General features: G+C 32.9%; 18 protein-coding genes. 11 read left to right on the forward strand and 7 right to left on the reverse strand.

The window, feature by feature from the left end; all coding sequences use genetic code 11:
• Positions 1–22 precede the first annotated feature (22 nt).
• Positions 23–583 (reverse strand): spore coat protein, encoded by a 561-nt coding sequence (locus ACWATA_RS28435; RefSeq protein WP_014462116.1) that lies wholly within the window; start codon positions 581–583, stop codon positions 23–25.
• 138 nt (positions 584–721) lie between these two features.
• Positions 722–937, reverse strand: a complete 216-nt coding sequence (locus ACWATA_RS28440) for a spore coat protein (RefSeq protein WP_014462115.1) — start codon at positions 935–937, stop codon at positions 722–724.
• Positions 938–1,233: 296 nt separating this feature from the next.
• Here ACWATA_RS28440 and ACWATA_RS28445 point away from each other — a divergent pair, with 296 nt between their 5' ends.
• Complete coding sequence (locus tag ACWATA_RS28445; protein ID WP_154992531.1) at positions 1,234–2,055, forward strand: YncE family protein; 822 nt, start codon at positions 1,234–1,236, stop codon at positions 2,053–2,055.
• 142 nt (positions 2,056–2,197) lie between these two features.
• Here the strand turns inward: ACWATA_RS28445 and ACWATA_RS28450 are convergent, their stop codons facing one another.
• Positions 2,198–2,941, reverse strand: coding sequence for a hypothetical protein (locus tag ACWATA_RS28450; RefSeq protein ID WP_228307897.1), 744 nt, complete (start codon positions 2,939–2,941; stop codon positions 2,198–2,200).
• 169 nt (positions 2,942–3,110) lie between these two features.
• Here ACWATA_RS28450 and ACWATA_RS28455 point away from each other — a divergent pair, with 169 nt between their 5' ends.
• The 6 genes from ACWATA_RS28455 to ACWATA_RS28480 all read left to right on the forward strand — a co-directional run bounded on the left by ACWATA_RS28455 (position 3,111) and on the right by ACWATA_RS28480 (position 8,503).
• Positions 3,111–3,260 carry a hypothetical protein gene (locus ACWATA_RS28455; protein WP_014462112.1) on the forward strand — a complete coding sequence of 50 codons (150 nt, stop codon included), beginning with the start codon at positions 3,111–3,113 and terminating at the stop codon, positions 3,258–3,260.
• A 240-nt stretch (positions 3,261–3,500) separates the two neighbouring features.
• Positions 3,501–4,157: a PIG-L deacetylase family protein gene (locus ACWATA_RS28460; RefSeq protein WP_033580846.1), complete on the forward strand. Its 657-nt coding sequence runs from the start codon at positions 3,501–3,503 to the stop codon at positions 4,155–4,157.
• Complete coding sequence (locus ACWATA_RS28465) at positions 4,154–5,458, forward strand: glycosyltransferase family 4 protein (RefSeq protein WP_154992526.1); 1,305 nt, start codon at positions 4,154–4,156, stop codon at positions 5,456–5,458. Before ACWATA_RS28460 ends, ACWATA_RS28465 begins: the two co-directional genes overlap by 4 nt.
• 3 nt (positions 5,459–5,461) lie before the next feature.
• Entirely contained in the window at positions 5,462–6,637 is a 1,176-nt protein-coding gene (locus ACWATA_RS28470; protein WP_154992524.1) for a carboxylate--amine ligase, read from the forward strand.
• A gap of 5 nt (positions 6,638–6,642) precedes the next feature.
• A complete protein-coding gene (locus ACWATA_RS28475; RefSeq protein ID WP_154992522.1) occupies positions 6,643–7,698 on the forward strand; it encodes a phosphotransferase in 1,056 nt (351 codons plus the stop codon).
• Between the two features lie 139 nt (positions 7,699–7,837).
• The gene (locus ACWATA_RS28480; RefSeq protein WP_473050497.1) at positions 7,838–8,503 is read left to right on the forward strand and encodes a hypothetical protein; all 666 of its coding nucleotides are present in this window, start codon (positions 7,838–7,840) and stop codon (positions 8,501–8,503) included.
• A gap of 193 nt (positions 8,504–8,696) precedes the next feature.
• On the opposite strand, the gene ACWATA_RS28485 is transcribed toward ACWATA_RS28480, so the two are convergent.
• Together ACWATA_RS28485 and ACWATA_RS28490 are read right to left on the reverse strand one after the other, a co-directional pair.
• A complete protein-coding gene (locus ACWATA_RS28485; RefSeq protein ID WP_052191924.1) occupies positions 8,697–9,209 on the reverse strand; it encodes a hypothetical protein in 513 nt (170 codons plus the stop codon).
• 428 nt (positions 9,210–9,637) lie between these two features.
• Positions 9,638–10,114 (reverse strand): hypothetical protein, encoded by a 477-nt coding sequence (locus ACWATA_RS28490; RefSeq protein WP_473050498.1) that lies wholly within the window; start codon positions 10,112–10,114, stop codon positions 9,638–9,640.
• Between the two features lie 709 nt (positions 10,115–10,823).
• On the opposite strand from ACWATA_RS28490, the gene ACWATA_RS28495 reads away from it, so the two are divergent.
• Positions 10,824–11,327 (forward strand): DUF4183 domain-containing protein, encoded by a 504-nt coding sequence (locus tag ACWATA_RS28495; protein ID WP_473050499.1) that lies wholly within the window; start codon positions 10,824–10,826, stop codon positions 11,325–11,327.
• A gap of 84 nt (positions 11,328–11,411) precedes the next feature.
• Here ACWATA_RS28495 and ACWATA_RS28500 read toward each other — a convergent pair whose 3' ends face one another.
• A complete protein-coding gene (locus ACWATA_RS28500; protein WP_154974766.1) occupies positions 11,412–11,696 on the reverse strand; it encodes a DUF4183 domain-containing protein in 285 nt (94 codons plus the stop codon).
• 317 nt (positions 11,697–12,013) lie between these two features.
• On the opposite strand from ACWATA_RS28500, the gene ACWATA_RS28505 reads away from it, so the two are divergent.
• The 3 genes from ACWATA_RS28505 to ACWATA_RS28515 all read left to right on the forward strand — a co-directional run bounded on the left by ACWATA_RS28505 (position 12,014) and on the right by ACWATA_RS28515 (position 13,918).
• A complete protein-coding gene (locus ACWATA_RS28505) occupies positions 12,014–12,418 on the forward strand; it encodes a DUF4183 domain-containing protein (protein WP_028412740.1) in 405 nt (134 codons plus the stop codon).
• A gap of 201 nt (positions 12,419–12,619) precedes the next feature.
• Complete coding sequence (locus ACWATA_RS28510) at positions 12,620–13,321, forward strand: DUF1796 family putative cysteine peptidase (RefSeq protein ID WP_154974769.1); 702 nt, start codon at positions 12,620–12,622, stop codon at positions 13,319–13,321.
• A 108-nt stretch (positions 13,322–13,429) separates the two neighbouring features.
• A complete protein-coding gene (locus tag ACWATA_RS28515; protein ID WP_098627456.1) occupies positions 13,430–13,918 on the forward strand; it encodes a spore coat protein in 489 nt (162 codons plus the stop codon).
• 420 nt (positions 13,919–14,338) lie between these two features.
• Here ACWATA_RS28515 and ACWATA_RS28520 read toward each other — a convergent pair whose 3' ends face one another.
• Entirely contained in the window at positions 14,339–14,866 is a 528-nt protein-coding gene (locus tag ACWATA_RS28520; RefSeq protein ID WP_154974772.1) for a P-loop NTPase family protein, read from the reverse strand.
• Between the last annotated feature and the right edge of the window lie 108 nt (positions 14,867–14,974).

Genomic DNA, 14,974 nt, shown 5'->3' on the forward strand with positions numbered 1-14,974 from the left:
TCTCACCTCGTTTAATTTTTAATTAAAGAACATCGACAAGTACAATAATAGCTACTAATACTTGTAACAATACTTGAACGTTAAGAGCCACGTCTGTATCAGTCGTTGTAATTTCTACGTCTTTAGAATTCTCAATATAAATTTTTTGTTTATTTGTTTGCTCTATTTCAGATAGCTGTAATAAGTCTTGAAGCACACCATCTTTTTGAACAGTATCGCCGATGGCAATACGGATTACAATAGCGATGGCTACTTGGATAGCCACTTGAATACCGATAGCTGCTTGAGTATCTGTTGTAGTGACATTAACATCACAAGAATCTTTGATCCAAATTAATTCATCTGATTCTTGGTCAATTAAAGAAAGTTGATCTGCCTCTTGAACTACTTCTGCATTAAAACTTTCAAAACTCTCCCTACTTTCGAAACTCTCACGACTATTATAGTAATCATATTCCGTAGATTCACTTTCATAGTGATCTACTTTACAGCCATCTTTACAATGCTTCTTAGGATCATCTTTTTTATGTTTGCTTTTGCATTTTTTCTTTACATCGTAAGAATAATACTTTTTAGATGACATAACTAACACTCCTTTTTCATGGTATGTATTAATATATGAACATACCAATCAATAGGATTGGGCCAATTGACCATTGAGTGCAACCATTTTAAAAAACAACAAAAACGCCTATTTAACGGCGTTTATAAATAATATAATTTATTTTTTTTTGTTGGTAGCATTTGTTTGTTTTACAAACTCATCCACTCGTTTTGACAAATCTTCAACCATTTCTTTAAGCATTTGTTTTTTCTCTTCAGATAGGTTTCCTTTAATTTTTTCTTTATCTATGCCATGTTTAGAAAAAACATCGTTTACTAATAAGTCCATTAACTTATTTGGAACAATCTCCGGTTTTTTAGGTGAATCACTCATATTAATCGCTCCTTCTATATAAGGTCGTTATTCATAACAACATATGCAGGAATGGCCTAAAAGGAAACAATTCCCCCTTGTTTTCACATGTTGTTGAAGCGATTTTTTACTCACCAATATTTTCATTTAAATAAAAACAGTAGCATTTCTATCTTAGGTTAACTGTACTAGCCATCTCTGTCGCCTAAAAATTTAAGATAATAAAATAAATTTAACATCATATATTTGTACATAAGGTAAGTGCCTTATGTTTTCAACAATTTTCTTAACAGTATTTATGAAAAGAGTTGAGTTAAATGGGAAAAAAAGCAAAGGTTGTGCATGTTGCAGGTGATTTTTTATCTCCAAAAGGAAAATCATCTACTAATCAAATTTATACAATAAATGAGGATAACAATACGGTTTCTGTGATGGATGGATTAACTGATGATTTAATTGCCACTATAAATGTAGGACGTCAGCCAGCAAACGTAAATGGCAATCCATCTACTAATCGTATTTATGTGACTAATAAAGGTGATAATACAGTTTCCGTCATTGATGCAGGTACAAATACAGTTATTGGAATTATTCCAGTTGGGAGTCAACCTTCAGGTGTAGGGGTTAATCCCTACACGGATAGAGTTTATATCACAAATGCTGGGGATGATACTGTTTCCGTCATTAATGGTGCAACCAATATTGTTGTTGCCACAATACCTGTAGAAACCCACCCAATTAATTTAGATGTCCATCCCTATATTAACCGTATTTATGTAGCTAATAAATTTAAAAATACAGTCTCTGTCATTGATGGATTGACGAATGCTGTAATGGCTACAGTGCAAGTCGGTGATCAGCCTACTGACCTAGGGGCTAACCTATCTAACAATCGTATTTATGTAGCTAATAAAAATAGTGATACCGTTTCCGTCATTGATGCAGGTACAAATGCTGTAATTGGAATAGTACCTGTCATAGAACAACCTTCTATGGTTGATGTTAACGCAGCCAATAATCAAATTCACGTAACGAATGAAGAAAATAGTGTAGTCTCTGTCATTGATGGTGCCACTAATATTGTCATTGCTACCCTCCCTGTCGGTGATCAGTCAACTTATACAATAACCGATACCTAATATAAGAACATAACGTGGATACTTATGTTCTATAAGAGGTGGCATAACCATGATTTTATTTTATAACCTGTAGCAACAATAATCTTATAGAAACACAATTATTGTTGCTACAATTAATGATTTCAAATATTTCTTAAGGAGTTCACTCTTTATCAAAATTTCTCCATTTTTGATAAAGAGAAGGTTGAATATCTTTAAGATGAGATAAAAATTCTTTTGATAAGTTTAATCCCTTCAAATCTTTTAGTAATTTAATAGGAGTAGGTCGCTTAGAACTAAAAGCTCTTTTAAGATCAATTATTTTTAAATTTCCCTGTTCAGTTATTAGAACATGCCGTAATTCCGTATCTTGTCTACGAAAACTTAATTTCTTTAATTCATTAAAGAGGCTTATCAATTGTATAACCAAAGCCTTTTCTATATATTGATTTTTTTTCAGATGTTTTGCCAAGGAAATTCCTTTTATATATTCCATGACTATGTAATTTGGTCCATAATCGTAGAGATGAGGAATAATAAAAGACGACTGCCCCACTTTTATTGCTTCTAACTCTTTTTTATATACCTCTTCCTTAAAAAATACTTTTACACATCGATTATCAGTCAATTGATAAATAACACCATCTTTGCCTTGTCCAACTACCTTATACCTTTTAAAATTCATAAGTTCATTTTCTTTTTCTCCTATTAATTTCTGAGAAGAGTGCCCAAATGCTTTATCATTCAACAAGTCTAATTTTTTAACGCTGTTAGACGGAACAAGCTGGACATTATTATTACTCAGCAGCTGATACTTTTTCTTATTGTGCCATTTAAAGAGAGTTTCTTTCGGAAGCCTATCCCACCTATCATGATCACTACGATAATGAAAATATGATTTTCCCATTCTGTTCCTCCTTCCCCATTTGTTATTCTATTCGTTTATAAATAAATTGCTTGTATACTTATCCATCTACATATAAGTTCGCGAAAAATTTTTGTTCAAATCCAAGACAAGCACCCTCTCCTGTTACCAACGGTTACATACTATAGTAATGAAAGAGGTGAATATTGATATGAAGTATAAAGAAGATTGGACTTTGGAAGAGAAAGATCATAAAAATCCTTGTAAAAAGTGTGAGAAACATAAAAAACATGATTCTTGTAAGGATACTTGTAAAGAAATGAGAGTTATAAATTTATGGAAATTAAACTCTAAGTATTAATTTTACCTAAAAAAGAAATAAGACCTATTGGCATTTAGCAATAGGTCTTATTTCTTTTATGGCTCTACTTTTTCTTACTACTAAAATTACATAATGAAAGAAGCAACAAATATGCCTTCTATATTAATTAGTATAGCTCTAATTTTTAATTCTCCGCCAATGACGGTTTCTAATATCTGGATAAGCTCATATATTGTTTATAGTACAAGTATAGAAGAAAAAGCTACAGGAGGCACAGATATGAGCAATTGTATATTAGTAATCGGGGCTCATCCTGATGATGAACTATTAGGAACCGCAGGAACCTTAAAAAAATTTGTAGATGAAGGGTATAAAGTAATTTCGGTAATTACTGCTTTGGGCAGAAAGGAAGAAGCTCATCATATTCAGAAATTTGGTCGACTTGCTAATAAAGAAATTGGTATTGAAGAAGTAGTATTTCTTGAGCATGTCAATTTGGAACTAGAAATGATTCCTCTTCACGAATTAACGAAAGAAATCGAGCAGCTTATCAAAAAATACAAACCGGTCAAGATTTTTACACATCACTATGGAGATCTAAATAGAGATCATCAGATCACTTTTCAGGCGGTATTAACTGCAACTAGACCACTCCCATATACTTCCCCCATAGAATTAATTACATTTGAAACCGTTTCGTCGAGTGAATGGGGTGCTTTCTCTTGTGAAAAGACATTTAAACCAAATTTTTTTGTAGATGTTACGGCCACCATGGAAAGTAAACTTAATGCCCTTAAACATTATGATCTCGAAATGAGATCGTTCCCTCATCCTCGTTCTTATGAAGGTGTTAAGTACTTAGGAAGGCTAAGAGGCATGAGCATTGGCGTACCTTATGCTGAAGCTTTTGAAATTATAAGGAGGGTTTGGAAATGAACCATGAAATTGCCTTTCCCTACCCCTATCTAATCGACACGTTAGACCAATATTATGGACTTAAGTCGCGCTCTTCTAGAAAAACCATTTCAAAAGAAAATTCGAAAAGAAGAAGCTCTTCAAGAAAAAATTCGAAAAAGAAATTTTCTATTTTAATTGCTACCTTTTGGAGCTTCCCTCACGTGGGTGGACTGTCGAATTATATCTCTACTTTAAGTAAAGGTTTAAAAAGTCAAGGACATAAAGTAGACATTATTTCTCCTAATCAATTTTCAATGTCAAAAGTAAAGCAATTCCGAGAAGTTGCTACCCCAAATTTAAAACATTTTTTTACCAAACGTTATGGAAGTTACAATGACAGAATTTTAAATCATCAAAGACTTATATATGTATATGAAAAAATGCTCGAAACAATAAATTTAGAAAAATATGATATTCTTCATGCACAAGATTTATTTACAGCAAATATCTTGGGAAGATTTAATGAATTCTATAATAAACCCTTATTTTACACGCCCCATGGAATGTTCACATCTAACAGACTCAAATTTAACATCATTAAAAAGTCGTCTGTAGAAGAAGCATATTTTACGGAGCTTGAAAGTAAAGCAATAGAATATGCAAGTCATATTATTGTTTTAAGCGATTCGTTTCGTGAACCATTAATAAAGCTAGGAGCAAAAAACAGAAACATCACTACAGTTATTACGGGAATTGATTATCCAGTGAACCAAAGGGAAGGAAAAGAAAAGGATTCACAAAAGCTAGTTATTACATGCGTAGCTAGGCTTGGTCCTCGAAAAGGACATAATTATCTGTTTGACGCACTGGCACGTCTAAAAAAATATACTTCCAATGTAGAGGTATTAATCGTCGGTGATGGACAAATGAGAGAGAAATTAGAAAAACAGAAAAAGGCTCTGGGTTTATCAATGGTAAACTTTTTAGGTTCTAGAGACGATGTACCTTCACTCTTAAATAAAACTGACATTTTTGTACTTCCAACAATCAATGATAGCTTACCCATTTCAATAATTGAAGCTATGCATAGTGGTACTGCTGTAATTTCCACAAATTGCGGAGGAATTCCTGAGCTGATAAAGCATAATAAAACAGGTATTATTGTCGAACCTGGGGACCCTAAACAGCTAGCACATGCATTAAAATTTCTCATTACAAATAAAGAAGTGCGAAATAAAATGAGCACAACTGCGAAAAACCATGCTAAAAACCACTTAACTGTAGACAGCATGGTAGGAAAAATAAAACATTTGTACACTGATTTTTGGGAGATGAATTAAAGTATGAACCATGAACACTCTGCAGTTATTCTTGATTTGAGCGCTAACGGGATTGGCATTATTAGAAGCTTAACAGCAAAAGGTATTAATGTTTACGCTTTTGACACAGAAAAACCATATAAAATAGGAAAATCACGCCTAGCTACTTGCAGTATATGCCCTAGTCCTATAACTGAGGAAAAGAAACTATTAAACTTCTTAATTAATCTCTCTAAAAAAATTGGTTCAAAACCTGTCTTGTATACAGGAGCAGATGACTACGTACAATTCATTTCCAAAAACCGAGACGAATTGCTAAATTACTTCTTGTTTTTATTACCTGATGATAATTTAGTTGAGCAAGTGCTTGATAAAAACAAAACTTACGAGCTCGCCGTCAAGCATAATATTCCATGTCCAAAAACATATGTAATAGATAGTAAAGAGGAACTTGAAGAGGCTATCTTAAATGTTGAATTCCCATGTATTTTAAAACCTGTTCTCGGCCACGAGTTCAGAAAGAAAATCAACAAAAAAGCAATTGTATTTGATACTCCTGAGCAGTTAAGGAATGATTATTGTTTTTATAGAGAATGCGGACAATTAGTTATTCAAGAACTGATTCCTGGAGACAATCAATGCTTTTATAAAGTAGCTACTCTCTATAATGAAAATATGGAACTACTTGCATTATTCTCCTTACAAAAAAACCATCAGTTTCCTGCCGAATTTGGAACAGGTGCTCATATCGTCAGCAAAAGAGTTCCTGAACTTATCGATATATGTCTCCCATTTTTTGAAGAAATAAAGCTCAAAGGCATAGGCATGGCTGAATTCAAAAAGGATCCAAGAGATGGAATTTATAAATTCATTGAAATAAACCCTCGCTTTTGGCTTACCCATAGTCTCACAGGCCCCTCAGGTATTGACTTTGCCTACACCTATTATTTATACCTCACTAACCAAAACCCAGAGCCTAGATTGAATCAAATAGACGGTATTAAATGGATTTACCTTATAAGGTATTACCTTACTTTCCTTCAAAAGAAAAAAACTTCCGAAATGACATTCAAAGATTTTTATCTGGGGCTGCAAGGTCAAAAAGAGTTTGCTCTATTTGCATGGAATGATCCAATGCCATTTTTCAGAAGCGCATGGTCTCATTTAGTTAATACGTGGAAACGTAAGCGAAAGGAATGATTACTATGTATGATCTTAAGGCGCTCTATTATCAGATTAAAGATTTAAAAATAGCAGAAAAACTTTCTTATTCGATGGGTGAGAAAATTACAGTTATCCCTTCAGAAATTAAGTGTTTAAAATCAACAAAACGAAGTAGTATATATAAATTACTGCTTCAAAGAAAAAATGGTTATTATCCAATTATCTTTAAGGTCTACAATTCGACAGCCTACAAAAATGAAGTAGAGATTAATATTTACAAAAAATCTTACCCCATTTTAAAAGAGTTTTTGCCTCGCATTTATCTTGTAGAAACAGTCGAAAATGAAACCTGGGTCTTTATGGAATTTGTTAATCAAATACGTGGACAATTGACCTTCTCTCCGTCTCACTTTCAATATATTATTCCCAGTATAGCTAAACTTCATGGTCAAACTTTTGAAAATAGGTTTAAAAAGAATGAAAACGTTTGGAGAGATTGGCTACCTGTTTATGCTTCTACAAAAAAGAATAGGGCCAAATCTATGAATCAAACAGTTGACCTATTGCATGCAGCAATGAAAGATGATCGTATTGGCCATATTATAAAACCTTATTATTCATCATTAATTAAGCTATACAATAAAGGACCGGATTTCTTTCCTGAATTAACTAAAAATGGATTAGCTATTACGCATGGCGATCTACACATGCAAAATATATGTAGCAAAAATGTTACTGGACATACACCATGGCCTATTCAATTCATTGATTGGGAGTCAGCCAAATACGCTCCAGTATGGTTTGACATGGTTGTATTAGTGGAACTATTGTTAGGCTTCAGAAAAGACTGGCAACCAAATGCAGAGAAAATACGTACTCAGTGTGTGGGTCTATACGTGGCTGAAATGAAAAAACACGGAATTACCTTTAAAACAAACCCTATGATTCTTTATAAAATGGCCTATCTCCAGCGAACCTTGGAAAGAGGCCTTCACACTCAACTGAGAAGGATTGCTGATAACCGTGAAGGTGAACTTTTAAGTTACCATCTTGAAAAGATTTCAACATGGGGTAAAGAGTTAGGAATATATCAATAAATGCTTTTTTTATGCTGCTTTTAGACTATTAACTTAAAAATAGTCTAAAAGCCATTTTTACCTCAATGTACAAGCAATTTTTCTGTTTGAAAATAGAATATATAGAAACACCAATTTTAAACAAAGGTAGGGAATTCATTTGACTAAATTTTATTATGATCAAAATGATGAAAGTAAGCACTGCTTAAAAGCGATGTATGACCTTCGTAAGAACAAAGATGAAAAAGATAAATGCAAAGACAAGCATAAAAAAGATCATGGCAAAGATAAATGCAAAGACAAGCACGAAAAAGATTATGGCAAAGATAATTGCAAAGACAAGCATGAAAAAGATCATGGCAAAGATAATTGCAAAGACAAGCATGAAAAAGATCATGGCAAAGATAATTGCAAAGACAAGCACGAAAAAGATTATGGCAAAGATAATTGCAAAGACAAGCACGAAAAAGATCATGGCAAAGATAAATGCAAAGACAAGCACGAAAAAGATCATGGCAAAGATAATTGCAAAGACAAGCACGAAAAAGATCATGGCAAAGATAAATGCAAAGACAAGCACGAAAAAGATCATGGCAAAGATAATTGCAAAGACAAGCACGAAAAAGATCATGGCAAAGATAAATGCAAAGACAAACATGAAAAAGATTATGGCAAAGATAAATGCAAAGACAAACATGAAAAAGATTATGGCAAAGATAAATGCAAAGACAAACATGAAAAAGATTATGGCAAAGATAAAGTTGTCTTTTACGAAAAAGACTATGCTAAAAATAAATGTAAGTGCAGTAAAAGTTATTACAATTAAGTTATTTAATTCTAACCCTAATTACTTGTAACTAAATAATGAGTAAGGACTATTAGCTCTCGGGTTAATAGCCCTTTTCTTTTTTTACAGAATGTCTAAGATATAGCTGGAGTAATCAAGATACTTAAAATTTTCTAGTAATAAAAAACCACCATGCACAAAGTAAATTGTACATGGTGGTTTTTTTACTATTTTAGAAGCAACAGCCTTTATTGGATTTTTTATTTTGACTATTACAACCAATACAGAATGTCTTCTGTATAAAGACATTTAAAGTTCCTTCCGTAGTAGCAGAAGGATTCGAAACAGTTAATTTTTCAAAGTTTTCAACTTGAAAGGCTCTTGTAGAACCTGCAGGTATAGTCGCTGAGATCGGTAGTCTAGATCCTCTAACAAAAATTGATACCGTAAGACCAGTAGCTACACCAACGCCAGTAGCTGCAGCTGATAACTGAAGAAGCGTTTTGTTATGGTTTCTAGTAAAGTCTTCAAAAACAGTTACATCTATAGCATTAGCAGGAACTGCAATAGTTAATGGGATATTTCCTGTTAAATTGGTTCCAGAACCCTCAATTGTATGATTTTCAACAAAGAATTTTTCATTCTCTTTTTTCTTATTATATGAACCCTTAGATGGGTAAGCAGCTTCTACATAATATACTTCATCGTTTTTATTATGGTGACGATAGCTTTTTATAATAATCACTCCTTTTTTATTTATATACTATTTTATTCATTTGTTTATAAAATGTTTGTGTGCTTGTCCAATAATAGTCATTTTCATAAAAAAAGTGATTATTTGACTATCTAATTTCAGGTTAACAACACGTTAAAGGAATTATTTGTACGTAGAGATAAGGTAATTAGAGTAGAAATTTCGCAGAGGTTGGTTGTTTGATAAGCTAATAGAAACAGTAGCAGTGAAGTTTAAGGCGTAAACAAATATGTAAAATTCAAGTACAATACAATGCTTTAATTGCAGAATTTCACCCCCTCACCATTTGGTGAATAGAAAATGCATTCATGCATCATTACTTTAACAATTAGAACATTCACCTTTTGTTCCCTCTCAGGTGTCTTTCTGGAATCAAAAGGTGAATCTCCACACCTATACAAATACATATAATAAACTGTTTACAGAGTTAGTTTACGTTCATCAATCATTTTGTAAACTATATCTTCATTGTTTTCTAAAAGCTCTTTAGTAGTGGCACTATGGTTTTTGGCATGCCGAGAAAAATTCGCTTTGCTATACCATTGGTGACATAGAGGACAAGGTAATTCGTTTTCAACTTCATAATTAATTGACGTCCACCTAGTAGAAAAAAAAGGGGATTTATCTGTATTTTCCTTTGTATACGAAGTGTTTTCACGATGTATACGATTTTGTATTCGCTGTGTAGTTGCAGCAACTTCATTTGTACTAGCGTTGTATAGACCATCTTCTAATTCTTCTTTAATGAGCAAATATCCAGCTTCAGACATAGATAACCCTAACTCTTCACAACGTTGTCGAAATTGCTCATATATACTTTCAGGTAATCGAATGGGCAGAACCTTACTTGGTTCTTTTGCTTTTGATTGCTGAGCGTACTTATCCAATTTCCCCAACCTTATCACCTCATTTATACAATTTGTATATACATTCAATACAAGTCTTTATTGTTCCTGCTAACGCCTTAACTACATCCTGTATACGCTATGTAGTTAAGGCGTTTTAGAGTGAAATCTATTTATTTAATATACTTGGTGAATGAAGAGGTAAAAATTGTATCGATAATGCTCCTAAACAATGAGCCCGGATGATGCTAGTTATCAGTAGGATTCACCCTTAGGTTATAAATTCTATAGCACTTATACTATCATTAGGCGCTCATTTACCAAGTAAATGAATACCATAAGTATTGGAAGTTCTATTTGAAGAAAAAACTGAAAAACTTACAGTTATTTCAATATTTGTTAACAAACCTATATATAATCATTCCAGATAAAGAAGACACGTGTGAATGTATATGTTGGACAAAAGTCGCTAGAGTAATATTTCTTCATCTTTTCTTTATAAAAGCTATAAAAAGTCAAGTTATAATTAACTACTCTAATGTATAAAGAACCTCAAGGTTACCTTTCTTCTTTTATCCTTCTTGTATGTCTACTCTCCCCTTCACTGATTTAAGGTAGATGAAATTGCAATAAAAGGAGGTATTGACACTTGATACGTAGATACGTTCTCTGTAAAAAGATCTCTTACAAAAAAAAGAAACGAAAAGCTCATTGTTACAGATTACCCCATTCTGTATATGTTTCCAATTCACAATCTATATTGGTATTTTGTTCTATTCATAACCTCTGTAATCAAAAGTATAGAGGTCCTCGGGGGCTACAGGGGCCTCAGGGGTCTCAGGGGCCTCAAGGGCCTCAGGGGTCTCAGGGGCCTCAAGGACCTCAGGGGTCTCAGGGGCCTCAAGGACCTCAGGGGTCTCAGGGGCCTCAGGGGCCTCAAGGGCCTCAGGGGCCTCAGGGGCCTCAGGGGCCTCAGGGGCCTCCACTCTCAGATTTAATTCCCTCCACTAATTTATTATATTTTACTTTTTCAGATGGTCAAAAACGCCTTTATACCAATAATGATGGGATAGCTCAATATGGAACCACTGAAATATTGGCACCTGAAGAAGCTTCTTATATCAATTTATTTATTAATGGTATTCTACAGCCTAATATTAATTATCAAATTCAAAAAGGAAGCTTAACTTTACTAACAGAAGAAGTGCCTTCAAAAGGGGTTCCTATTATTATCCAATTTGTGTTAATTAATAAGGAAGTATAAAAAAGTTTATAAATTCTAAGATAGTCATAAAAAAAGAACTGACTTCCCCAGTTGGGAAATCAGCTAAAAAATACAATACATTAGTTAGTTTACAACAAACTCAACCACAATAGGAGTAGCAGATGCAAGGGTGTCTCCATCAGGAATGGTAATAGAACTAGTAGTAACTGTTGAAGTATCACCTGTTTGAATTTGCCCGTTAATATAAAGATTATAATAAGCAGGAGCAGTTGGAAAAACTGTAGCAGCTGTTCCTCCATCAGTAGTAAAAGCTGTAGCAAGAATATTATAGGTAGCGCCAGTACCTGTTCCTGCTCCTGCAGTGCTACTAAACCTTAAAGAATTCATAAAGGGCTTAACGATTGGCATTTATAATCCTCCCTTCTTAATTATTGAATTATTTATCGCTCTTCTTTTTTAAAAATTTTAAAATGCTTCTTTACGAATACACTTTGAAATCATTAAAGGAAATATAAAACAACGCTAATTCTCTATTTATTATTCTTCTACTTTAATTTAGAAACGGCAAAAGACCTAAATGGTAAAAAGATTCTTCACCATTTAAAAATTTGGACTGCCTATATAGACTATTGACCGTGGCAAATAATAGAAATCTGACTATTAATAGATAGAGGGGATATTAACATTCTTTCTACATCCCATGCTTCGAAAGGAGAATAAGACATATGCCTATTATTAAACCTGTTTTTACAGCCACTAGTACAATTGCTGGAGATATTACAGTAGCAACAGCAACGAGTGTGGCTCCTACCCCAGCAAGATTTACAACATTTGTAACGGCCCCAATGGTTGCAGGAGGAGTCACATCGATACCTGCTGGAAGCTTTATTGATGATGTAGGAGCAACAATCACAGCTTTGCCTGATGTAACAGCTAATTCTTACGCTAATATATATATCAATGGAGTCATGCAACCTACTAATGTCTACACTTTATCTACTACAGCCTTAAATATTGATGATACTGTAACTGTTGGAGCACCTGTAATTGTAGAATTTGTTACTCACTCTGCAACTTCTACCTCAACTCCAACTAGTACGTTATCTGTCACTACCGTAATTAATACGTAATCCTATATAAAATAAAAAACATGACAAACCTTTAATCTTGTCATGTTTTTTATTTTATATTGGAGTGTAACATTTGAATTTCCAATATAAATAATTGCTCTTTATATAGACTCGTAAAAAAGATTCTTTTTAAATATGCCTTTCATTGTCCAATCAACTGAAAACCCTATTCTATATACTATAGTGTAAGAAAAAAAAGGAGTGATTGATATAAACTTACAAGATATAAAAGGCCCTTATAATTTGGTGGCTGGCTTAGGAAGCTGGTGTGGCCCAGCGCTTTATTCCGAACGTCACGGTTTGAGAAGGCATTCGTTTCCCCTCGATTGGATGCAATCTCCTTATCTCCCCGATATAAATACATTATTAAGAAATAAATTTCAAGGTTTTATGGAAGCAGAAAACATAATTGAAAAAGACATACTCGCTAATTATATGGATGATAACGGGTACCCTATTTTTAAACCAGGAACTTCTGAATCAATAAGAGCTCATTATGTTACAGATATTAAATATAACATCGACTCTGTCCACGATTTCCCCATGATTCCTAATCAAGACTGGTCTGCCCAATATCCACCTTATAAAATAAGATTAGATCATCGTATTCAAACATTTCTTAATCAAATCGCGCAAAGTCAACGTACGTTATTTATAAGATATGAATGGATGCCCACAAGCTACGAAGACGTAATTAACTTAAAATCAATTTTAACAGACATGACTAACGGTAACTTTAACCTTCTGTTAGTTGAGACTGTTGACGAAGAATTACATGGAGTAAAAGACATGAATTTTGGAACACCTGAAGACAAAATTTGTTGGGTTCAAGTTTCGCGAGATAATTGCACCAATACTTCTGTTTGGAATGATTTATTAAGCGGCATAACACTATTAAATTAAACGTTACTCTTTTTTCCTATAATATATAAAAGAAAAGGGACAAGTATACAAGCAAACCTCCTTAATTTTCATATTAATATACTAGAAACATATAAAGGAGGTTACACTTTGAGTTGTTCTAAAAAAAGAAAGTGCTACTGTAGTTGTCTAAATTCCAAACCTTCAAGAAAAAAAGAAAAAAATTGTAAAAAAACAAAATGTGCAGAGAAAAATTATTTTTGTTCCAATAGATATAACAATGCACTTATTGAAACTGATACCAGACAACAGATCCTCAGTGATCAAGTTTCTGATTCAATCATTCTTGTGAAAAACTCCTGTGATGTTACTATTACTGCAACAGATACACAAACAGCCATATTTCTTCAAAGCTTCATACAAATATTAACCATTTTGTTACTTTCAATAGGTCTCGATGCCAATTCAATAAGGCTGTTTTTACAAGAAGTTTCCCAAACCGCAAGGTCACTTCAATTAAATAGACAAAGAGTTATCGTTAAAAACAGTAAAGGTGTCAATGTAACAACATCCAATAACGATACAGCTGTTTTTATACAAAATTTTTTACAAGCATTGACCTTGTTACTAACTCCTTAGAAAACCATTGACCCTTTAATAACCTGTTAATAGAATTGTTGAAAATACTATGCGAACAGAGTTATGACAAGTAGTATCTTCAATATATCCTCATAAACTAACTAACAGTGTACAAGCTATTGAAAATTCTTTGCTACTACAGCCTGTACACTATTTTATTACAGAGAAAGTTATCTAAAGCCACTACATTTATAGAATGCCTATATTACAACAAAAAGCAAAACACTTTTTATAACCTCTATGTAAACGATTTTCCATAACTATAAAAGAGTTTTTCATTCATCATAAATACATATGTAATACTCATAAAAAAGAAGCGTGTTAACACACATTCCATATCTAGGGACAAATAAGTAACGCTTGAAGAAAGAAATGGAGTAATTCAGTAACTTATAAATTACCTATAAGTAAACGTTTTTTCTATCCATATTTCCCATTTCTTAATGTAGCAAGTAATTGTTCTAAATTGTATTTTCTCGCAATAGGAAATAAGCTTTTCCCTGGTTCTCCTTCATACTTCTGAAAAAGATCCAATATAATAGGTCGGTTTTCTTCATGAAATTTATCAATTTTGTAAAAGCTTTGTTTAACCAATTTTTCAGTTATTTTTATGTGCATTTGTTTATTCTGTTCTCGTATTAAAAATCGTTCTTTAGATTCTTTAGGGACAACATCTAAAAAAATAATAATATCGGCTTTACTAAAACGTAAATCATACGTATCTAGATATCCCCATCCCTCAACAATCCAACTTGCTGTATTTAACACCCTTTCTAACTTTTTTTTAAAGTACCTCTTTCGTTGCCTAATTTGCGATATTTTTCTCATTTTAGGTTCTCTAAACCACAAATCTAAATGATGGATAGGTATATGTAATTTTTCACCTAACTGTGCAGCTAGTGTAGTTTTACCTGAACAACTATTTCCAAATATAACAACCTTATACATTAATATCACCTCAATTTATGTATAAAATTAAATCAATCCAATTATTACTATTTTTATATTCAATTATGCTCGCTACGTACAAAACATCATGAACTTTAATTCAAAAAG

Source organism: Priestia sp. USM5 (assembly GCF_058323215.1).

Excerpts from the sequence above, each read along its gene's own strand:
- ACWATA_RS28435 (WP_014462116.1), bottom strand. The coding sequence starts at position 583 with ATGTCATCTAAAAAGTATTATTCTTACGATGTAAAGAAAAAATGCAAA.
- ACWATA_RS28440 (WP_014462115.1), bottom strand. The coding sequence starts at position 937 with ATGAGTGATTCACCTAAAAAACCGGAGATTGTTCCAAATAAGTTAATG.
- ACWATA_RS28445 (WP_154992531.1), top strand. The coding sequence starts at position 1,234 with ATGGGAAAAAAAGCAAAGGTTGTGCATGTTGCAGGTGATTTTTTATCT.
- ACWATA_RS28450 (WP_228307897.1), bottom strand. The coding sequence starts at position 2,941 with ATGGGAAAATCATATTTTCATTATCGTAGTGATCATGATAGGTGGGAT.
- ACWATA_RS28455 (WP_014462112.1), top strand. The coding sequence starts at position 3,111 with ATGAAGTATAAAGAAGATTGGACTTTGGAAGAGAAAGATCATAAAAAT.
- ACWATA_RS28460 (WP_033580846.1), top strand. The coding sequence starts at position 3,501 with ATGAGCAATTGTATATTAGTAATCGGGGCTCATCCTGATGATGAACTA.
- ACWATA_RS28465 (WP_154992526.1), top strand. The coding sequence starts at position 4,154 with ATGAACCATGAAATTGCCTTTCCCTACCCCTATCTAATCGACACGTTA.
- ACWATA_RS28470 (WP_154992524.1), top strand. The coding sequence starts at position 5,462 with ATGAACCATGAACACTCTGCAGTTATTCTTGATTTGAGCGCTAACGGG.
- ACWATA_RS28475 (WP_154992522.1), top strand. The coding sequence starts at position 6,643 with ATGTATGATCTTAAGGCGCTCTATTATCAGATTAAAGATTTAAAAATA.
- ACWATA_RS28500 (WP_154974766.1), bottom strand. The coding sequence starts at position 11,696 with ATGCCAATCGTTAAGCCCTTTATGAATTCTTTAAGGTTTAGTAGCACT.
- ACWATA_RS28505 (WP_028412740.1), top strand. The coding sequence starts at position 12,014 with ATGCCTATTATTAAACCTGTTTTTACAGCCACTAGTACAATTGCTGGA.
- ACWATA_RS28520 (WP_154974772.1), bottom strand. The coding sequence starts at position 14,866 with ATGTATAAGGTTGTTATATTTGGAAATAGTTGTTCAGGTAAAACTACA.